Annotated in this window: 17 protein-coding genes; 8 read left to right on the forward strand and 9 right to left on the reverse strand. The window is 64.5% G+C overall.

Annotation, left to right across the window (positions count from 1 at the left end):
- Nucleotides 1-9 precede the first annotated feature (9 nt).
- The 6 genes from ACNJX8_RS28820 to ACNJX8_RS28845 are packed head-to-tail and all read left to right on the forward strand — an operon-like array spanning nucleotide 10 to nucleotide 6,184.
- The gene (locus tag ACNJX8_RS28820) at nucleotides 10-720 is read left to right on the forward strand and encodes a DUF1028 domain-containing protein (RefSeq protein ID WP_439357562.1); all 711 of its coding nucleotides are present in this window, start codon (nucleotides 10-12) and stop codon (nucleotides 718-720) included.
- Nucleotides 717-1,706 (forward strand): ABC transporter ATP-binding protein, encoded by a 990-nt coding sequence (locus ACNJX8_RS28825; protein WP_439357563.1) that lies wholly within the window; start codon nucleotides 717-719, stop codon nucleotides 1,704-1,706. The genes ACNJX8_RS28820 and ACNJX8_RS28825 overlap by 4 nt, the downstream gene beginning before the upstream one ends.
- Nucleotides 1,706-2,812: an ABC transporter ATP-binding protein gene (locus tag ACNJX8_RS28830; RefSeq protein WP_439357564.1), complete on the forward strand. Its 1,107-nt coding sequence runs from the start codon at nucleotides 1,706-1,708 to the stop codon at nucleotides 2,810-2,812. Before ACNJX8_RS28825 ends, ACNJX8_RS28830 begins: the two co-directional genes overlap by 1 nt.
- Nucleotides 2,813-2,834: 22 nt before the next feature.
- Nucleotides 2,835-4,343 carry an ABC transporter substrate-binding protein gene (locus ACNJX8_RS28835; RefSeq protein WP_439357565.1) on the forward strand — a complete coding sequence of 503 codons (1,509 nt, stop codon included), beginning with the start codon at nucleotides 2,835-2,837 and terminating at the stop codon, nucleotides 4,341-4,343.
- A 10-nt stretch (nucleotides 4,344-4,353) separates the two neighbouring features.
- Complete coding sequence (locus ACNJX8_RS28840) at nucleotides 4,354-5,295, forward strand: ABC transporter permease (RefSeq protein WP_439357566.1); 942 nt, start codon at nucleotides 4,354-4,356, stop codon at nucleotides 5,293-5,295.
- 4 nt (nucleotides 5,296-5,299) lie between these two features.
- Nucleotides 5,300-6,184 (forward strand): ABC transporter permease, encoded by an 885-nt coding sequence (locus tag ACNJX8_RS28845; protein WP_439357567.1) that lies wholly within the window; start codon nucleotides 5,300-5,302, stop codon nucleotides 6,182-6,184.
- Nucleotides 6,185-6,289: 105 nt separating this feature from the next.
- On the opposite strand, the gene cnbZ is transcribed toward ACNJX8_RS28845, so the two are convergent.
- From cnbZ to ACNJX8_RS28890, 9 genes are all read right to left on the reverse strand, one after another.
- Complete coding sequence (gene cnbZ, locus ACNJX8_RS28850) at nucleotides 6,290-7,036, reverse strand: 2-amino-5-chloromuconate deaminase CnbZ (RefSeq protein ID WP_249760459.1); 747 nt, start codon at nucleotides 7,034-7,036, stop codon at nucleotides 6,290-6,292.
- A 9-nt stretch (nucleotides 7,037-7,045) separates the two neighbouring features.
- On the reverse strand, nucleotides 7,046-8,296 hold the full coding sequence (locus ACNJX8_RS28855; RefSeq protein WP_439357568.1) for an adenylate/guanylate cyclase domain-containing protein: 1,251 nt from the start codon (nucleotides 8,294-8,296) through the stop codon (nucleotides 7,046-7,048).
- Complete coding sequence (locus ACNJX8_RS28860) at nucleotides 8,293-8,682, reverse strand: response regulator (protein WP_439357569.1); 390 nt, start codon at nucleotides 8,680-8,682, stop codon at nucleotides 8,293-8,295. The genes ACNJX8_RS28855 and ACNJX8_RS28860 overlap by 4 nt, the downstream gene beginning before the upstream one ends.
- Nucleotides 8,679-11,261, reverse strand: coding sequence for an ATP-binding protein (locus ACNJX8_RS28865; protein WP_439357570.1), 2,583 nt, complete (start codon nucleotides 11,259-11,261; stop codon nucleotides 8,679-8,681). Before ACNJX8_RS28865 ends, ACNJX8_RS28860 begins: the two co-directional genes overlap by 4 nt.
- A 125-nt stretch (nucleotides 11,262-11,386) precedes the next feature.
- Entirely contained in the window at nucleotides 11,387-14,485 is a 3,099-nt protein-coding gene (locus tag ACNJX8_RS28870) for a MexW/MexI family multidrug efflux RND transporter permease subunit (protein ID WP_128935129.1), read from the reverse strand.
- Between the two features lie 69 nt (nucleotides 14,486-14,554).
- Nucleotides 14,555-15,748 carry an efflux RND transporter periplasmic adaptor subunit gene (locus ACNJX8_RS28875; protein ID WP_249760456.1) on the reverse strand — a complete coding sequence of 398 codons (1,194 nt, stop codon included), beginning with the start codon at nucleotides 15,746-15,748 and terminating at the stop codon, nucleotides 14,555-14,557.
- Nucleotide 15,749: 1 nt separating this feature from the next.
- The gene (locus tag ACNJX8_RS28880; RefSeq protein ID WP_164939989.1) at nucleotides 15,750-16,436 is read right to left on the reverse strand and encodes a TetR/AcrR family transcriptional regulator; all 687 of its coding nucleotides are present in this window, start codon (nucleotides 16,434-16,436) and stop codon (nucleotides 15,750-15,752) included.
- Between the two features lie 141 nt (nucleotides 16,437-16,577).
- Nucleotides 16,578-17,168, reverse strand: a complete 591-nt coding sequence (locus ACNJX8_RS28885) for a thiamine pyrophosphate-dependent enzyme (RefSeq protein WP_128944915.1) — start codon at nucleotides 17,166-17,168, stop codon at nucleotides 16,578-16,580.
- Nucleotides 17,165-17,707, reverse strand: a complete 543-nt coding sequence (locus ACNJX8_RS28890; protein ID WP_439357571.1) for a phosphonopyruvate decarboxylase — start codon at nucleotides 17,705-17,707, stop codon at nucleotides 17,165-17,167. Before ACNJX8_RS28890 ends, ACNJX8_RS28885 begins: the two co-directional genes overlap by 4 nt.
- Nucleotides 17,708-17,813: 106 nt before the next feature.
- Here ACNJX8_RS28890 and ACNJX8_RS28895 point away from each other — a divergent pair, with 106 nt between their 5' ends.
- Entirely contained in the window at nucleotides 17,814-19,046 is a 1,233-nt protein-coding gene (locus ACNJX8_RS28895) for a cytochrome P450 (protein WP_439357572.1), read from the forward strand.
- A 227-nt stretch (nucleotides 19,047-19,273) separates the two neighbouring features.
- Nucleotides 19,274-20,488 (forward strand): ornithine--oxo-acid transaminase, encoded by a 1,215-nt coding sequence (rocD, locus tag ACNJX8_RS28900; protein ID WP_439357573.1) that lies wholly within the window; start codon nucleotides 19,274-19,276, stop codon nucleotides 20,486-20,488.
- The last annotated feature ends 275 nt before the right edge of the window (nucleotides 20,489-20,763 follow it).

A 20,763-nucleotide genomic window follows, 5' to 3' on the forward strand; every position in this document is an offset into this window, starting at 1 on the left:
GGGCAGAAAATGACCTGGTCGATCATCGCGCGAGATCCTGCCACCGACCAGTTCGGCATTGCCGTTGCGACGCGTTTCTTCGCCGTGGGCGCGCGTGTCCCGTACATTGCCGCTGGACTCGGGGCAATCGCCACGCAGGCCTTGGTCAATCCCTATTACGGCATCGACGGCGTCAAGCTGCTGCGCGAAGGCCTCAATGCACACGACGTGCTTGCCGCGCTGCTCGCTGCCGACGACGGCCGCGAAAGCCGCCAGATCCACATCATGGACGCGAGCGGCGAGATCGCCCCGCATACCGGGCGCGATTGTATCGACTGGTGCGGACACATCGCGGGCAGCGGCTTCTCCATCGCCGGCAACATGCTTGCGGGCGCCGACGTGCTCGACGAGACCGCAAAGACCTACATCGCCAATGACAGCCTGCCCTTCCCGCGCCGTCTGCTCGCGGCGATGCGCGCAGGCGAAGCCGCCGGCGGTGACAAGCGGGGCAAGCAGTCGGCGGCGCTGCTGATCCATGGCGAGGAGGAATGGCCGGCGTTGGACATTCGCGCTGACGATCATCCCGATCCGCTCGGGGAACTCGAACGACTTGAGCGGGTCAGCCACGAGCTCTGGGTGCACTTCCGCGCCTCCATGCCGACACGGCAGAACCCGGCCGGCAACACCGATCGCAGCGTCATCGACGCCAGCATCAAAGCAGCCCGCGCAAGACAGTCATGAGCGCCAGTCCCCTCATCGAGATCACGGATCTGCGCATTCGCTTCCACGGCGACGATGGCCGTATCACCCATGCGGTCGACAGCGTCGATCTCAGCGTCGCCAATGGCGCCACGCTCGGCCTCGTCGGCGAATCCGGCTGCGGCAAGAGCGTGACGTCGCTGGCGATCATGGGCCTGCTGCCGAAGCAAAGCGCGGAGATATCGGGCACGATCCGCTTCGAGGGCCTCGACCTGTCGCAGACGCCGGACCAGACGCTACGTGACCTGCGTGGCAACCGTCTGGCGATGATCTTCCAGGAGCCGATGACCTCGCTCAACCCGAGCCTGACCATCGGCGACCAGATCATCGAGACGATCCTGCGCCATCGCGGCGGCTCGCAGCGCAATGCGCGCGAGCGGGCGATCGAGCTCCTGCGCCGCGTCCACATCCCCTCACCCGAGCGTCGGATCGACGAATTCCCGCACAAGCTCTCCGGCGGCATGCGCCAGCGCGTGATGATCGCCATGGCGCTTGCCTGCGATCCGCGCCTCTTGATTGCTGACGAGCCGACCACGGCGCTCGATGTCACCTTGCAGGCCCAGATTCTGGAGCTGATGCGGGAGTTGAAGGCCGCGAGCGGTGCCGCCATCATCCTGATCACGCATGATCTCGGCGTCGTCGCCGAGGTCTGCGACGAGGTCGCGGTGATGTATGCCGGCGAGATCGTCGAGCGCGCGCCGGTGGACGAATTGTTCTCGGCACCGCAGCATCCCTACACCGTCGGCCTGCTCGGCTCGATCCCGCGCCTCGACCATCGCGCCGAGCAACTCGCCACGATCGAAGGCATGGTGCCGAACATGGCGCAGCCGCCCGTCGGCTGCCGCTTCGCCCCGCGCTGCCCGTTCGTGCTGGACGCCTGCACCAAGGCGCCGCCGCCATTGATCGAAGTCAGCCCCGGTCACCTGTCGCGCTGCATCCGCGCGCCGCTCGAACGTCTGGTGTCGTGATGGCACTGCTCGAGGTCGAAGGCCTGGTCAAGCATTTCGTCGCCGAACGCTCGCTGTTCGGCCGCGCTCGGGCGCATGTCAAAGCCGTCGATGGCGTCTCCTTCTCGGTCGAAGCCGGCAAGACGCTGGCCCTGGTCGGCGAGTCCGGTTGCGGCAAATCCACCGTCAGCCGCCTGGTGCTGCGGCTGATCGAGCCGGATGCGGGCACGGTACGCTTTGACGGCCGTGATCTTCTCTCCCTCGACGCCAATGCACTCCGCGCCTTCCGCCGCGAAGCTCAAATCATCTTCCAGGACCCCTACGCCTCGCTCAATCCGCGCATGACCGTCGGCCAGATCCTGACCGAGCCGCTGGCGCTGCACGATCTGGTACGGCCGAAGCAACGGCGCGAGCGCGTCGTGGAGCTGCTGCGGCTGGTCGGGCTGGAGCCGCGGCTGGCGCAGCGTTATCCGCATGAATTCTCCGGCGGTCAGCGCCAGCGCATTGCCATCGCCCGTGCGCTCGCGGTCGAGCCGAAGCTGATCATCTGCGACGAGCCGGTCTCGGCGCTGGACGTCTCGATCCGCTCGCAGATCCTTAATCTGCTGTGCGAGCTCCAGGACCGGCTCGGCCTCGCCTACATCTTCGTCTCGCATGACCTCGCCGTGGTCAAGCACATCGCCGACCACGTGGCGGTGATGAATCTCGGCCAGATCGTCGAGACCGCGGAGGCCGACGCGCTCTTCGCAGCACCGCGCCATCCCTATAGCCGGGCGCTGTTGTCCGCGATCCCCCTGCCACAGCCGAAAGCGAAGCGAACGGCGGTCCTATTGACGGGCGAGATCCCGAGCGCGCTCAATCCGCCGGCCGGCTGCCGCTTCCACACCCGCTGCCCCTTCGTTATCGAGCGCTGTCGCACCGAGACGCCGGAGCTCGTGGCGGACCGCGCGGGCCACGCCGCCGCCTGTCACCGCGTAGGCGAGCTGCCGTCTGCCGACGCCATCCTGCCGGCGGCCGGCGGGTTTTCGCCAGCACTTGCAAAATTGGTCGCGGCCTTCAGCCAAAAGACGGAAGGCACAGCCGTCTCCGGGGTTGGTATACAAGACACCGCGCCCACAGCGACGTAGCCGAAGCAATAGGAATTGTCCGATGAAGATGTTTCGCCTGGCCGCAACGGCCACCGCCTTCCTGCTGTCGGTCGTAACAGCGCAAGCCCAAACCACACTGCGCATCGGTCTTGCCGAGGACCCCGACATCCTCGATCCATCGATGGCGCGCACCTATGTCGGCCGCATCGTGTTCTCCGCGTTCTGCGATAAGCTGTTCGACATCGACGAGAAGCTCAACATCGTGCCCCAGCTCGCGTTGTCCAGCGAAACGGCCGATGATGGCAAAGCGCTCGTCATCAAGCTCCGCCCTGGCGTGAAATTCCACGACGGCGAGCCGTTCGATGCCGAGGCCGCCAAGTTCTCGCTGGAGCGCCACCTGACCTTCCCGGGCTCCTTCCGCAAGCCAGAGCTGGCCTCGGTCGACCACATCGACGCCGTCGATCCCCTCACCATCAAGCTGGTGCTGAAGTCGCCGTTCTCGCCGCTGCTCGCCCAGCTCACCGATCGTGCCGGCATGATGGTGTCGCCGAAGGCGGCGAAGGAAGCCGGCGATAAGTTCGGCCTGCGTCCGGTCTGCGCGGGTCCCTACAAATTCGTCGAGCGCGTGCAGCAGGACCGCATCGTGTTCGAGAAGTTCGCCGACTATTGGAACAAGAACAACGTCTTCATCGACCGCATCGTGTTCCAGCCGATCGTCGATGCCACGGTGCGGCTCGCGAATCTGAAGTCCGGCGGACTCGACCTGATCGAGCGCGTGCTCGCCACCGACCTCAAGGAGGTTCGCGCGGATTCGCGGCTGAAGGTCGCGACCGCCATCGAGCTGGGCTATCAGGGGGTCACCCTCAACATCGGCAAGGACAAGGCCAAGGGGCCGCTCAGCCAGTCCGCCAAGGTGCGACAGGCGCTCGATCTCGCCATCGACCGCGAGGCGATCAACCAGGTCGTGTTCAACGGCGAGTTTCAGGTTGGCAATCAATGGGTCAATCCTGATCATCCCTATTATCAGAAATCCCTTCCGGTCCGTCCCCGCAATGTCGAGAAAGCCAAGGCGCTGCTGAAGGAAGCCGGCGTGACGCCGCCAGTCAGCGTCGACTTCCTGGTGCCGAAGGGCGCCGAGACGGAGACGCCGGCGCAGGTGATCCAGTCGATGGCGGCCGAAGCCGGCTTCGACATGAAGATCCGCCTCACCGAATTCGCGACCGGGCTCAAGCAGGCTGAGGCCGGCGACTACCAGGCTTACATGCTCGCCTGGAGCGGCCGCGTCGATCCCGACGGCAACACCTACGTCTTCCTGCACAGCGGTGCGCCGCAGAACTACGGCGCGTGGAACAATGCACAGGCCGACAAGGCGCTGGAGGATGCGCGAGCGGTGACCGATCCCGCCAAGCGCAAGGCCAGTTACGAAGCTCTGGCGAAACTGGTCCAGGAGGAAGAGCCCCTCCTTTACATCTATCATCGCCGCATCATCATCGCGCACACGACCAAGCTCGAAGGTTACAGGCAGATGCCCGACGGCCTCGTGCGCGTGGTCGGTCTCAAGCTGAAGTGACGCCGAAGGGATGCTGAACTTCCTCGCCCGCCGCCTTGTGCAGATCGTGCCGACGCTGTTCTTCGTGTCGGTGCTGATCTTCTCGCTGCAACAATTGCTGCCGGGCGATCCCGCGCTGGTGATGGCGGGCGAAGAGCGCGATCCTGCGGTGATCGAGCAGATCCGGCATCAGTACCGGCTCGATCAACCGGTTCCCGTGCAGTATGCCTATTGGATCAAGGGCGTCCTGTCGGGCGACTTTGGCGAGTCGCTGCGCAACAAGATGCCAGTGCGCGAGCTGATCACGCAGAAGCTGCCGGTGACGCTGCAGCTCGGCTCGATGGCGATCCTGATCGCATTCTGCATCGGCATTCCCGCCGGCATCGTCGCGGCCGTGAAGAAAGGCACCGCCTGGGACTACGGCGCCAATTTCTTCGCGCTGTGGGGCATCTCCACGCCGAATTTCTGGCTCGGCATCATGTTGATCTTCCTGTTCTCGATCGAGCTCGGCTGGCTGCCGGCCTCGGGCTATGTGCCGCTCACCGAAAACTGGCGCGCGAGCCTGGCGGCCACCATCATGCCCGCCTTCGTGCTCGGCAATGCGATTGCCGCGATCCTGATGCGTCATACCCGCAGCGCCATGCTCCAGGTGCTGGAGAGCGACTATGTCCGTACTGCGCGCGCCAAGGGACTGTCGGAACGGTCGGTCATCCTCAAGCACGCGATGCGTAACGCACTGACGCCCATCATCACGCTCGGCGCGCTCGAGCTCGGCACACTCTTGTCGGGTGCGGTGCTGACCGAACAAATCTTCTCCATCCCCGGCTTCGGCAAGCTGATCGTGGATGCCGTGTTCAACCGCGACTATGCGGTCGTGCAGGGCGTGGTGCTGGTGACGGCCACGGTCTACATCACGCTGAATCTCATTGCGGACGTCGCCTATATCCTCGTCAATCCGCGGCTACGGGGCTAGTGCCATGACTGACACGGCGCTCGCCAGTTCCATCACGCAAGCTCACGAGCCGGACAGCCCCGCACGCCGCGCGCGGCGGCGTCTGTTCAAGCGCAAGGCCGCTGTATTTGGCCTCATCGTGATCATCGCGTTCATCCTTCTTGCGGTGCTTGCACCGGTCGTCGTTCCCTATGATCCCGTCGCGACGAGCTGGAGCCTGGTGCGCAAGCCGCCGACCGCCGCGCACTGGTTCGGCACCGACGAGCTCGGCCGCGACATCCTGAGCCGCGTCATCTACGGCGCGCGCGCCTCGCTGCTCGCCGGTCTGATCTCGGTGGCGATCGCGCTCGGCATCGGCCTGCCGCTGGGCCTCCTCGCCGGCTATCGCGGCGGCTTCACCGATGCGCTGATCAGCCGGATCACCGACGCGATGCTCGCCTGCCCGTTCCTGATCCTGGCGATTGCGCTGGCGGCATTCCTCGGCCCGAGCCTCGGCAATGCCATGATCGCGATCGGCATCTCGGCGACCCCGATCTTCATCCGCCTGACCCGCGGCCAGGTGCTCAGCGTCAAGGCCGAGGACTATGTCGAGGCCGCGCGCGCGCTCGGCAATCCGCCGTGGCGGATCGCGTTCTCGCATATCCTGCCGAACATCCTGCCGGCGCTGCTGGTGCAGGCGACGCTATCGATCGCGGCGGCCATCATCGCCGAAGCGGCGTTGTCCTTCCTCGGCCTCGGCCAGCAGCCGCCGGCACCGTCATGGGGCAGCATGCTCAATGCCGCACAGCGCTTCCTGACCCAGGCGCCCTGGATGGCGATCTGGCCGGGGCTTGCGATCTTCCTGGTGGTGCTGTCGCTGAACCTGCTCGGCGACGGCCTGCGCGACGCACTCGACCCGCGCCAGCGCTAGCTGTCCCTCATGGTGATACGCGCGTCTCGAATCATGAAGGCCCGACTGTCACCTGTAGCCATCCTTCGAGACGCGGCCTGGCGGCCGCTCCTCAGGATGAGGATCTCAAATCACCACCTCCCGCATCACGCGGCGGCAATCCATCTCATATTCGAGATCGACCACGGGAGGCCGGGCAAAATGCCAGGTCAGGCCGGAGCGCAGCGCGCCGCGACGGACCAGCTCGTCGACCAGCGCGTGGTGGAAGTCGTGCACCGAATAAGCCTGCACGCCGGTCGTGTCCTTCCAGCCGAAGCCGAAGGCCCCCATCCGGTTCTCCATCTGCGACGTCGTGGTGAAGCGCACCTTCTCGCGAAGTCCCTCCGGACTGAGATCGCGGTAGCGCACGGTGCGCTCGACATAGGTCCCGCTGCCCTCGCGTGCCTCGGCGCCGCCGGCGATCACGAAGCTCGGCGCTGTCGAGCGGGTTGGGCGCGTGAAGGAGAACGCATAAAATGACGGCTCGGAGGGCGGATCGATCTCGGGACAGACATTGCTGCGTGCCACCGGATTGGTGGTGCCGTCGAAGATGCCCCATTCCGACAGCGTCTTCACATAGTGCAGGTTGAACGCCCGAAAGCCTTCCTCGCTGAAAGCCGCCGGCGAGCGCAATTCGCAGGCACAGAATGCCGTCAACGGCCGCCCGGCCTGCTGGATGAACTTCGCCGCCAGCGCAAATCCTTCCGCAAGCGGCACCAGGCGGTCGAACCGGACGCGCTCGATCTCGTAGCCGTCATCTGCGGCGGCACCCGCCGAGTACTGGAACACGGACGGAATGAAACGATAGTTGCCGGCAGAGAACTCACGGATCATGACAGACTCCTATTCCAGTTGCATGCGAATGCCCTTGGCGCCGTTGAGCAGGCGTCTTAGGTGAAAGCCGGCCAGGGGATCGTCGGCGTGCATGCCGACCAGCGCAGCAAAGGCCGGCATAGCGGCGGCATCGCCGGCCTCCATCTTGGCAAAAGCCTCCGAATATAGCGCCGTCTCAGGCGCTTCGAATTTGGCCTGCGGCAGCGGTTCGAACGCGCGCAGCGGCTCGCTGCGTCCGCGCAGCATCAGCTCGCCTATGGGGCGGCCTTGGAAGTTTTCAGCCGACTTGGCGACGCTGGCGCTGACGCAAATGCGCGTTCCCAGATGCTTGTTGGCAGCCTCCAGCCGCGCCGCGATATTGATGGTGTCGCCGTAGGCGGTGTAGTCGAAGAAGCGATTGCCGCCGAAATTGCCGACCAGCGCCGGGCCCGCATGCACGCCAATCCGCGTGGTCCCGAAATTCACGCCTCTCGCCCTCCAACGCGCCGAGAAGTCCTCCGCCCAGGCATCGAGATCATGGGCGCAGGCGACCGCACGCGTCGCATAATCCGGCTGGTCCCCCGGCGCGTTGAAGAGCACCTGGATCGCATCGCCGATGATTTTCGTGACCGTCCCCTCATGCGCGAAGACGATCTCGGTCATACCGCCGACATATTCATTGAGGAGCTCGCCGAGCATCTGGGGCGCCGCGCTCTCCACCAGTGACGTGAAGCCGGTGATGTCGGTGAAGATGGTCGCGACCTCGCGCCACTGCACGTCCATGCCGTCGCCGGCGACATCCGCCGCCAGGCGCCTGGCGATCTCGGGCGAGAAGAAGCGCGACAGCGACGCATGGGCGCGCTCGGCCTCCATCTGGCGCCGCCGCACCTCGCGCAGCATCTCGACGTGGCGAATGGTTTTATCGATCGTGGCTTCCAAATCGGCGAAATCGATCGGCTTGGTGAGGAAGTCGAATGCGCCGCGATTCATGGCGGTGCGGATGTTGCTCATGTCGCCATAGGCGGAGACGATGATGGTCGACTTCTTCTCCTCGGCCTCCTGGAGCTTCGCGAGCAGCGACAGTCCGTCCATCCTGGGCATGTTGATGTCGGAGACCACCATATCGACATGCGGATTTTGTTCGAGCGATTGCAGCGCCTCGAGGCCGTCGCGCGCGAACATGATATCGATGCGCCCCTCCCGGATCTGCCTGCGGAATTTTTGCAGGATCAGCGCCTCAAGGTCCGGCTCGTCATCGACGAAGAGGATGGTCGCAGTCATGCGGCTTGCTCGAGCCTCGTGTCGATCTCCTGCCGCAGCAGCGCAAAGTCGATCGGCTTGGTCAGGAGCCCGACGGCTCCGCGCTCGATCGCCTTGCGGCGCGTTTCGGCGTCGCCATAGGCAGTGATCATGATGACGGGAACGTCCGGATGCGCGGCACGTACCTTCGGCAGCATGTCGAGCCCGCTCATGCCGGGCATGTTGATATCCGAGAGAATCAGGATCAGCGAGGGATCGCGAACCTCGGCGGCGCGCTTGAGTGCATCGGGCGCAGAGGACGCAAATTCCATCTGGAAGCGTCCCACGCGCAGCTCCCGCCGGAACTGCTGCCGGAACAGCGCCTCGACGTCGGGCTCGTCATCGACGACCAGGATGTAAACGTTCAAGTCTCGTCTCCAGTAGTTCCGCCTGCCGCCATCGTGCGCGGCAGCGTGATGATGAATTCGGTGAATACACCGGGCTCGGTGTTCACGTCGATCGTGCCGCCGTGCTGTTTCACGACGATGTCATGGCTCATGGAAAGGCCGAGCCCGGTGCCCTCGCCGGCCGGCTTGGTGGTGAAGAATGGATTGAACATCTTCTGCTTCACCTCGGGCGGAATCCCGGTGCCGTTGTCGCGGATCCGGATCTCGACCCTGTCGCCGAGGTTCTTCGTTGCCGCACGCAAGGTCAGCTCGAACGCCTCGCCCGCACTCTCCTTGCGCTTGGCAGTGGCATAGAAGCCGTTGGAGATCAGGTTGAGCAAGACGCGCGTGATCTCCTGCGGATAGATATCGACCATGCCGGCGGCCGGGTCGAGCTCGCGCTGAAGCGTGACGTTGAAGGCCGGTCTTTCGGCACGCGCGCCGTGGTAGGCCAGATTGAGGCTCTCCTCCACGACTGCATTGATATCCACCGCGCGATGCTCGCCGGAGCCCTCGCGCGAATGCAGCAGCATGTTCCTGACGATGGAGTCGGCGCGTTTGCCGTGCTGCACCACCTTCTCGAGATTGGCCCTGAGCATGCCGGTCAGCTCTTCGACCCCCTCCTTCGTCTTGCCATCGAGCGCGGCCGACTGCAGGGTCTCCTTGAGCTCGTCGATCAGCTCGGTCGACACCGCGGAGAAGTTGTTGACGAAATTGAGCGGGTTCTTGATCTCGTGGGCGATGCCCGCCGTGAGCTGGCCGAGGGAGGCGAGCTTCTCGGTCTGGATCAGGCGATCCTGGGCGGCGCGGAGGTCGTCGAGCGACTGCGACAACTCTCTGGTCCGTTCCTGGACCTCTTCGAACAATCGGACATTCTCGATCGCGATAAGGGCCTGGTCTGCGAAGGTCGTAGCGAGTTCGATCTGCTTCGCGCTAAACGGCCGCACCTCGTGTCGTGTCAGAACGAACACCCCGATCGGTGCTCCCTCTCGAAGCAGGGGCACACCCAGCATCGTACGCACGTTGGCGCGCCTTCGGGCGGACGAGGGCGCATATTCCGGGTCGGCCTGCACATCCGGGACATGAACCGTCTTGCCATCGAGCAGCGTGCGGCCGACTACACTTCCCCGTTCAGGCACGGAGGCGAATGTCCGAAGCTTGTTTTCCTGTTCCGCGTCGAGTCCGCAGCTTGCCGTCAAATAGAAAACGCCATCGTTGGGCCGGAAAATCGTCCCCTCGTCCGCGTCACACAAGCGAGCTGCCGAGCCAACAAGCGTGTTCAGCACGGCTTGCAGGTCGAACGCCGAACGGCTGATGACTTTCAACACGTCGGCGGTCGCAGTCTGCTGCTGCAGGGACTCGCTCAATTCCGCTGTGCGCCGTTCGACCTTGTTTTCGAGGTCGGCATAGGATTCCTGCAAGCGCGCGCCCATCTCGTTGAACTGGTTGGCGAGGCCTTCGAGTTCGTCGCCGGTCTTGATCGAGATGCGCTGGGAGAAGTCGCCGCCGCCGATCCGCTCGGCGCCGCTGCGCAGCGCCTGGATCGGCCCGACCATGCGGCGCGCGAGAAAGATCCCCGCAAGCACCGCGAAAATCGAAGCCGCCAGCAGCACGATCGCGAGCCGCTGCAACGAGGCATAAAGCGCGGCATAGGCCTCCTCGACAGGAAGCTCTACGAACATGGTCCAGCCCAGCGGCGCGATCGGGGCCGATGCGGTCAACACCGTTTGCCCCTGGATATTGCGCGCTTCGGGAAGCGCGTCGGAGGTGGGGCCACTGCCGGCCTGCGCGGCGCGCACTTGCGCAAGACCCGACATGTCGGTGTTGCGTAGGACCAGGCTGATATCGGGATGAGCTATCAGGCGCCCTTCCGGTCCGACCACATACGCATGCCCGTGCTCGCCGACCTTGATTTGCGACACGACGTCCCAGATCAGCTTGAGATTGACCTCGGCGATGCTGACGCCGGCATCTTTGCGCGCGCCGCCCAGCGCCAGCGTCATGTAGGGTTCGGACTCCCGGCGGAAATAGACCGGTCCATAATAGACCTTGTGTGCGAGCGCTTCGGTGAATTTCGGATCGTTCGACAGGTCGATCCCGCTGTCGATCGCATTCATCGCCAGCCGCGAGACGCGCAACCGCTCCTTGCCGGTCGAATCCACCTGGGCGAGCTCGGTGACGGCAGGCACTTGGCGGAGCAGCCGCAGCGCGTCGAAGCGGCGCTGCTCGATCGAGCCCCCCGACCAGGGCAGTTGCGTGGTCCAGCCGAGCTGGCTCTCGATCTCCTTGACGAACTGGCCGATCTTGGCCGCGGCTGCCTCGGCCTGCTCGTGCTGGACCCGGATCAGCGAGGCCTTGTGCTCACGATAATAGAAGAAGACCTCGAACAGGCCGTTGGCGAGCAGCGCGACGGCGACCACTGCCACGAACAGCGCGACATATTTGGTGAACAGCCGGGTCCTGATGCCGCGGCCCGCCGCTTCGCCGGACGCGCCCTCCCCCGGCGCCGCGCTCGGCAGCGTCCTGGCTTGCGGGGTGTCGGGATGGAGGGAAAGGCTCATCCCTCGGAACCTAGCAAGAAGACCGGACCTTGTCTCTCGCAAGCGCGGGAACGGACTCTTGCTGGAGCCGAGAACGAAAAAGGGCGGCAACCCATTGCCGCCCTCTGGATTCGCTCGGATGGGCCTCAGGTCGGCCGCAGGGCCTTGTCGGAGCCGAGGTCGAGATCGGCCACCTGCTTGTTCCGCTCCGAATCGGCCGCCGCGCGATGGTCGGTCGCCAGCACCACGTAGACCGCCGGCAGCACGAACAGCGTGAACAGCGTGCCGATCGACATGCCGGCGACGACGACCAGACCGATTGAGAAGCGGCTGGCCGCGCCCGCGCCGGTCGCGGTCAGGAGCGGGATCAGGCCCGTCACCATCGCGGCCGTGGTCATCAGGATCGGCCGCAGGCGGATGCGGGCCGACATCTCGATGGCCGAGCGGCGGTCGAGCCGCTCGTTGACCTGGAGCTCGTTGGCGAACTCCACCATCAGGATGCCGTGCTTGGTGATCAGGCCGACCAGGGTGAGCAGGCCGACCTGGGTGTAGATGTTCATCGTCGCCGCGCCGAAGAACAGCGGGATCAGCGCACCGACGATCGCCATCGGCACCGAGATCATGATGACCAGCGGGTCACGCAAGCTCTCGAACTGCGCGGCCAGCACCAGGAAGATGATGATCAGCGCGAAGCCGAAGGTGATCGCGAGCTGGTTGCCCTCCTGCACGTATTGCCTGCTATCGGCCAGATAGTCGTGACTGAAGCCTTGCGGCAGCTTTTTGGCCTCGCCTTCGAGGAAGTCGACCGCCGCACCAACGGTCACGCCGGGCATGGGCACGGCCGAGAACGTCGCCGAGTTGAGCTGATTATAATGCGTCAGCGAATTTGGGTCGGTCTTGGTCTCGATCGACACCACCGTCGACAGCGGGAGCTGCTGACCGGTGTTGGTCGTCACATAGTAGCCGCCGAGCGATTCCGGCGACAGACGCTTGCCGCGCGGCACCTGAGGGATCACCTGGTAGGAACGGCCCTCGAGGTTGAAGCGGTTGATGTAGTTGCCGCCAAGCAGCACCGCGAGCGTAGAGCCGAGGTTCTGCATGTTGACGCCGAGGTCCTGCGCCTTGGTGCGGTCGATCGTGACCTTCACGTTCGGCTGGTTGTAGGCGAGGTCGCTGTCGGAGACGATGAACATGCCGCTCTTGCGCGCGGCGTCCTTCAGCTTCTCCATCTGCTCATAGACCGTCTGGAACCCGGCGGTGGAGTTGATCACCATCTGGATCGGCAGACCGCCCGGTCCGCCCGGCAGCGGCGGCAGGTTGAAGGCGAAAGCCTGCACGCCCTCGATCTTTGAGAGCTCGGCCTGCACCAGCGGCTTCAGCTGGATCGACGAACGCTTGCGCTCGTCCCAGGGCTTCAAGAGCATGCCGGCGATGCCGCCCTGCGGGCCGTTGATGCCGTTCAGCACGAAACGCAGATCGGTCTCGGGGAATTTCTGGAATTCCTTGTCGAGCTTCTCGCCATAGAAATCGACATAGTCGATGTTGGCGTATTTCGGCGCCTTTGTCACCGCAAACACGATGCCCTGGTCTTCCTCCGGCGCTAGCTCCTTCGAGGTGTGCATGTAGAGGAAGCCGACCAGCCCGAGGATCGTCACCGCGAACAGGCCGGTGATGGCCTTGTAGTCCAGCGAGCGATCGAGCTTGCGCCCGTACCATCTCGTGATTGCACCGAACACCCGGTTCACGAGCTTGGCGAAGCGGCCCTCTTCGGTGTTCTTGAGCAGCACCGAGCACATCATCGGCGACAACGTCAGCGCGATCACGCCCGACACGATCACCGAGCCCGCCAGGGTGAACGCGAATTCGCGGAACAGCGAACCGGTGAGACCGCCAAGGAAGCCGATTGGCGCGTACACGGCGGCGAGCGTGATGGTCATCGAGATGACCGGCCCCACAATTTCGCGCGCGCCCTGCAGCGACGCCTGGACCGGCGTCTTGCCCTCCTCCAGATGGCGGTGGATGTTCTCCACCACGACGATGGCGTCGTCGACCACAAGTCCGATCGCGAGCACCATCGCGAGCAGGGTCAGGAGGTTGAAGCTGAAGCCCAACGCCAGCATCAGGGTGCAGACGCCGATCATCGACAGCGGGATGGTGACGACGGGAATGATGACCGAGCGGAGCGAGGCGAGGAACAGGAAGATGACCACGATCACGATGATCACGGCTTCGCCCAGCGTCTTCTCCACCTCGTCGATTGAGGATTGGATGAACTTGGTCGAGTCGTAGGCGACCTTCATCTTCATCGACGGGGGCAAATTGCGTTCGAGCTCGGGGAACAGCGCGCGCACGCCCTTGACCAGCGTCAGCGGATTGCCCTGCGGCGTTGCCTGCACGCCGATGAAGATCGCGTGCTCGCCGTTGAAGGCAACGCTCGCATCGGTGCTCTGGGCCGCAAGTTCGACGGTGGCGATGTCCTCCATCCGCACGAAGCCGCCGTCCTTGGCCTTGACGATCATCTTCTTGAACTGGTTGACGTCGGTCAGGCCCGTATTCGTCGAGACGTTCGAGACGATGAGATAGCCCTTGGCCTGGCCCGCCGCAGACTGGAAGTTGTTGGCAGTGATCGCGGCGGCGACGTCGGCCGGTGACACATTGCGGCCGGCCATCTTCACGGGATCAAGCCACAGCCGCATCGCGAAGGTCTGACCACCAAGAATGTCGGCCGAGGCCACGCCGTCGACGGTCGACAGCACCGGCTGCACCACGCGCGTCAGATAATCCGAGATCGCCGAGCCCGATAGCTCCTCGGACGAGAAGCCGAGATACATCACGGCCGTGGTCTGGCCCGTGGTCTTGGTGACGATCGGGTCGTTGGATTCCTTCGGGATCAGGTATTTGACCGAGTTCGTCTTGGCCAGCACCTCGGTGAGCGCCTGGTTCGGATCGAAGTTCAGCTTGATGTAGACCTGGATCGTCGAGGTGCCGAGCACCGAGGACGAGGTGATGTAGTCGACGCCCTCGGCGGAAGCTACCGCCTGCTCGATCGGCGTCGTGATAAAGCCCTGGATCAGGTCCGCGGATGCGCCGGGATAGACGGTCGTGATGTTGATGACCGTGTTCGATAGCTTGGGATATTGCCGGATCGGCAGCACCATCGCCGCGCGCAAGCCGATCAGCAGGATCAGCAGGCTAACAACGACCGACAGGACCGGTCGCTTGATGAAAATGTCGGTAAAGGCCATCGCGGCGATCTCGATTTCTATGTCTCAAGAGGCGTGATCCGGCCGAGCCGGATCACGTGAATGTATTTGTCAGTAGCGCGGCGGCTGCGCCGGGATTGCCGGGGCCGGATCGGTCGAGATCGACACCGCCGCGCCCGATTGCAGCTTGAGCTGGCCCACGGCGACGACCTTGTCGCCCGGCTTCAGGCCCTTGACGATCTCGACGCGACCTTCGACCCGGTTGCCGGTCTGCACGAAGGTGCGCACCGCGGAGAGGCTGGTCTTGCCATCCGCTTCCTTCTTCTCGGTGATCACGAACACCGAGTCGCCGTACAGCGTGTAGTCGACCGCCGTCTCCGGCACGGTGATCACGGCCGGCTTGTCTGGCAACACCACCGTGGTGGTCACGAACATGCCCGGCTTCAGGATCCTCTCCGGATTGGCAATCGTCGCCTGCACGCGGATGTTGCGGGTGTCGGTCGAGATTTGCGGCTCGATCGTGGTGATCTTGCCCTCGAAGGTGCGGCCCGGATAGGCATCGACCTTCAACCGCACAACCTGTCCAACCTTGAGGCTGCCGGAATCCTTTTCCGTCACCGTGAAGTTGGCCCAAAGCTCCGACAGATCGGTCAGCGACACGATGGCGGTGCCGGCCGTCAGATACTGGCCGACCTCGACCTTGCGCATGCCGAGATCGCCGGAGAACGGCGCGCGCACCAGCTTCTGCGAGATCAGCGCCTCGGTCTTGGCGATGCCCGCCTGCGCCTGGTCGTAGGCGGCCTGCGCCTGGTCGACGGTCGCCTGCGGACCGAACTGACGCGAGGCCAGCTGCTTGGCGCGGTCGAGCGACAGCTGGGCGACGGTCGCCTGCGCCTTGTAGTTGGCGAGATCGCCCTGCTCGGGCGTGTCGAACAGCTGCACCAGCGGCGTGCCGGCTTCGACACGCGTACCCGGCTCGAACTTGATCTCGGTGACGCGACCGTTGACGTCGGCGGAGACGTCGACCTGGTGCACGGCGGCAAGGCCGCCGACCGCGGTGAGCAGGTTCGGCACCACCTCCGACTTCGCCTCGGCGGCGCTGACGGCGACCGGCGGCGGCTTGTTGTTGGCGAAGAACTGCTTGATCATCTGGCCGCGGAAATAATTGAACCAGACGAGACCACCGACGAGCACGGCCAGAAGCGTGCCGACGATGATGAACCAGCGCACCGGCCTGACCGGACGCTTGGGAGCCTTGTTGTCGATCGGTTGGCCCGAAATCTTGTGTTCGGCTACGATGTTCATGTCATGCACTTTCTGCAATTGCCGTCTTGCCGGCATCCGCCGCCTGATTGTGGCTCAGATGCGAAGCAATTGCGGCGTCGTTAAGTCCGATACCCCTCAGGAGAAACTCACAGAGCTGCCGCTCCAGATCGTTTGCCTTACCGTAGGCGAGACAGGGCGCGGCTGGCAGCCTCGTCAGCGCCGCGGTCATCACCGAATGATGCGCGAACCAGAACAGGTTGAGCGGATCGCCAGTACACGGCCGCGCGTCCCCGGCCGCAATCGCGCGCTCGAGCGAAGTGACGAAGACAGCCCCGATCAGCGTCTCGATCTTGGCGTAAAGCAAACGGGCGAATTCACCATCATCCAAATGGCTCGTGGCCATCAACCGCAGGCGCTGCGCCTCTTCCTGGTCGGGCCCGTCCGCGATCGCGAGGAAATGCTGGACCATGCCGCGGATCAGCTCGACCAGGGTAGCCGTCGATGGCTCCCGTTCGAGCAACTCCATCAGGGCCGGATCGGCCTCGCATTCGTCGCTCAGGATCTCGGCGTAGAGCGCCGCCTTGGACGGGAAATGCTTGAACAGCAGCGCCTCGGAAATGGCAGCGGCGGCCGCCACGCTCTTGGTCGTGGTGCCGTTATAGCCGTGTCGGGCAAAGCAACGTTTCGCGGCACCGAGGATCAATTGACGCCTCAGGTCGCTCGTCATACGCAATGAGCTCATGTTAGTGAGTAAGCACTCACCCACGCAGAAGTCAAGCAATATGTTGCATCGCAACCTCTGGATTCAGTGGAAACTGGCTAGAGTACACGGCGCACGAGCAGGATGGGGGGCCGGGCAAGGCTGGACCTAGATCGGCTGGAAGCCCAGGTCGCCACGGATGCGGTTGACGATGTAGGTCCCATCCCGGGTCGGCAAGATCCGCTCGACGCTGGCGCTGTCGATCTTCACATTGGCAAAGCGGGGGCCCACGGAGACGTCGTGGACGGCCTTTGCGAAGGCCTCGACCTCGGCCATGGTCGTGACGGCCCGGCTGTCCTCGATGCCGCAGGCCCTGGCGATGCCGACGAGGTCGGCGGCCGTGGAGGTATGGCTGGTCTGGCCGCCGGTCTCGCCATAGGCCTCGTTGTCGAGCACGACGATGGAGAGATTGGCCGGCTTTTGCAGGCCGATCGTGGCGAGGCCGCCCATGCCCATCAGCATCTCGCCGTCGCCGGTGATGACCAGCACCGGCAGCTTTGGCTGCGCCAGTGCGAGCCCGAGCCCGATCATCGCCGCGCCACCCATGCCGCCCCAGAGATAGAAGTTGCGCGCGTGGTCGCCGGCCGCGCACATGTCGTTGGTGGAGGCACCTAAGCCGCCGATCGCAACGATGTCCTTTCGGTCCGCGAGCAGCGTGGACACCACCTGGCGGCGGTCGAGAAGATTGGCCTTGCTCATTTGGTGAAAACCTTGGCGCCGATCAGGCGCTGCGACAACAGGACGGCGGTGGGGGTGAGCGCGTTGTAAGCCTGCGCTGCAGCCGCCTCCAACACGGCCGGCACCTCGGCCGCGTTCGAGGCGCGCAGCACCTTGACGCCGGAGAGCTCGAACACGCCCTGCGTGGTCGATCCCATCGGTACCTGCCACGGATTGAACTCGCCCCACTCGCCGCGCATGGTGACGAGGGTGAGGAAGGGAAAGCGCAGGATCGGGATCAGCGACAGCATGTTGATGCAATTGCCGACGCCGCTCGACTGCATCAGCAACACGCCGCGCCGTCCGCCCGCCCAGGCGCCAGCGAGAAGTGCCACGCCCTCCTCCTCCGTCGTCAGCGCAATGCCGCGCATCGTGGAGGAGGCCAGAACGCGCTGAATCAGCTTCGAGTGACCGGCGTCGGGCACATACGGCACCTGCCGGACGTCGAAGCGCTGCAATGTCGCGAAAATATCGTCGGGCCAATTCGGGGCCGTGTCGGGAGCGTCAGCGCGCGCGTGCATTTTCCTGTCCGGTCGGCTAGCAAAGACGGCGCGACTGTAGACGCATGCGTGCGTCGATCAGAACAACAAAAACGGCATATCGGCTTTAACCGGCGAGTATAACGGGATGAACGCAGATGCGAAGGAGCTGGCGGCAAGCTTCGATCTCGAGAAGCTGACGCCTGAGTTCTACGACAACCCCTATCCGACCTATCGTGCACTGCGGGAGAACGAGCCGGTCAAGCGCCTGCCGAACGGCACCGTGTTCCTGACCCGCTATGACGACCTCGTCACCACCTACAAGAACACCAAATCGTTCAGCTCGGACAAGAAGCGCGAGTTCGCGCCGAAATACGGCGACAGCCTGCTCTACGAGCACCACACCACGAGCCTCGTCTTCAACGATCCGCCCTCTCACACCCGCGTGCGCCGCCTGATCATGGGCGCGTTATCGCCGCGCGCCATCGCCGGAATGGAGGGCGACCTCATCAAGCTGGTCGACGGCCTGCTCGACGCCATCGACGCCAAGGGGGCTTGCGAGCTGATCGAGGACTTTGCCGCCTCCATTCCGATCGAGGTGATCGGCAATCTGCTCGACGTGCCTCACGAGGAACGCGCGCCGCTGCGCGACTGGTCGCTGGCGATCCTGGGCGCGCTCGAACCGGTGGTGACGCCCGAAGCGGCTGCGCGCGGCAACAAGGCGGTACAGGACTTCCTCGCCTATCTCGAGACGCTGGTCGCGCGCCGACGCCAAAAGCCCGGCAATCCCGAGCGCGACGTGCTGACGCGCCTGATCCAAGGAGAAGGGAGCGGCGAGGAGAACGGCGAGCGGCTGACGGAGAAGGAGCTGCTGCACAATTGCATCTTCCTGCTCAATGCCGGTCACGAGACCACCACCAACCTGATCGGCAACGGCCTCGTCGCGCTGCATCGGAACCCGGATCAGAAGCAGCGCCTGATCGACAACCCCGACATGATCAAGACCGCCGTGGAGGAGATGCTGCGGTACGAGAGCTCCAACCAGCTCGGCAACCGCATGACGACCGAACGGGTCGAGCTCGGCGGCGTCGTGCTCGACGCCGGCACGTCGGTGACGCTGTGTATTGGGGCGGCCAACCGCGACCCCGCGCAGTTTCCGGACCCCGAACGCTTCGACATCGCGCGCACGCCGAACCGGCACCTCGCCTTCGCCACCGGCGCGCATCAATGCGCCGGGATGGCACTGGCGCGGCTGGAAGGCGCGATCGCGATCGCGCGCTTCCTGGCGCGCTTCCCGAACTATGCCGTGAGCGGGCAGCCGGTCCGGGGCGGACGGGTCCGGTTTCGCGGCTTTTTGAGCGTGCCCTGCGCGATCGGCTGAGGCCTCCAAACAAAAATGACGAAAACAACCCCATGCACAGTAGACCCTGGGTCGGCGAACCATGCCCTGATGCTCCGCAGAACTACCTGACATTTCAGGAAAATCAGGCCGCGGCACGCAATCGGGCGCACGAAGGCTTCCAAGGCGATAGTCCGATCCCCAGATCAAGCTGAAGGCCGCCGGTGCAGTCGGTTGACGCCCTGCGCGCAGCAATGGAGTGGCGACAGATGAGCGTGTCGGTCATTGATTTCATCGCAACGGAGGCACGCTTTGGGGCCCGTAATTACGAGCCGATCGGGGTCGTCCTGTCGCGTGGCGAAGGAGTCTGGGTCTGGGATACCGAGGGCAACCGTTATCTCGATTGCCTCTCGGCCTATTCGGCGGTCAGCCAGGGCCACTGCCACCCCAAGATCCTGGCGGCGATGGTCGAACAGGCGCACAGGCTGACGCTCACCTCGCGGGCCTTCCACAACGACCAGCTCGCCTTGTTCTACGAGGAGATCGCGGCGCTCACCGGCTCCCACAAGGTGCTGCCGATGAACAGCGGGGCTGAGGCGGTCGAAAGCGCGATCAAGTCGGTCCGCAAATGGGGCTATGAGGTGAAGGGCGTGCCGGACGGCCAGGCCGAGATCATCGTCTGCGCCAACAATTTCCACGGACGCACGCTGGGCATCGTCGGCTTTTCAACCGATCCCGAGACACGCACACATTTCGGTCCGTTCGCGCCTGGCTTCAGGATCATCCCGTTCGGCGACGCCGCGGCGCTGGAAGAGGCCATCACGCCAAACACCGTCGCCTTTCTGGTCGAGCCGATCCAGGGCGAAGCCGGTGTCGTCATTCCTCCAGCCGGCTATTTCACTGAGGTGCGGGAGCTCTGCACCGCCAACAACGTGATGCTGGTGCTCGACGAGATCCAGACCGGGCTCGGCCGCACCGGCAAGCTGCTCGCCGAACAGCACGAGGGAATCGAGGCGGACGTGACGCTGCTCGGCAAGGCCTTGTCCGGCGGCTTCTATCCAGTGTCGGCCGTGCTCTCGAACAACGACGTGCTCGGGACATTGAGACCCGGGCAGCATGGCTCGACCTTTGGCGGCAATCCGCTTGCCTGCGCGGTGGCGCGCGCGGCGATCCGCGTGCTGGTCGAGGAAGGCATGATCGACAACGCGGCCAGGCAGGGCGCGCGCTTTCTGCAAGGCTTGAAGGACATTCGTGCCAACACGATCCGCGAGGTGCGCGGACGCGGCTTGATGCTGGCGGTCGAGCTACATCCCGAGGCCGGCCGCGCCCGCCGCTACTGCGAGGCGCTTCAGGCCAAGGGCATCCTCGCCAAGGATACCCATGAGCATACGATCCGCATCGCCCCGCCGCTGGTGATCACCAGCGACCAGGTCGACTGGGCGCTGGAGCGGCTCGCCACCACCCTGACGCAGGATTTCTCTTGAGCCCGCCTGCGTCGGAAGATCGCAATGCCTGAAGCGGCCAACAACGAACGATTCCGCCAGCTGCGCGTTGAAACGTCGTGGGCGATTACGAGCTGGGAGCTGCAATCATGCTTCCGCGTGGCTTTTGCCTTACGGCTGTTTTAGTTGGTGTCTCGATGCTGTCGGCGAGCCTCAGTGCGTTCGCCCAAGGACCCGGCCAGGGACACGGAAGGGGCGGACCACCCGGTGCGGGCGCAGCGCCGGCAGCTCGGCCAGCAGCACCACCGGCCATGGCC

The sequence above is a fragment of the Bradyrhizobium sp. SPXBL-04 genome (assembly GCF_051853035.1).
Classification (GTDB): Bacteria; Pseudomonadota; Alphaproteobacteria; order Rhizobiales; family Xanthobacteraceae; genus Bradyrhizobium; species Bradyrhizobium zhanjiangense.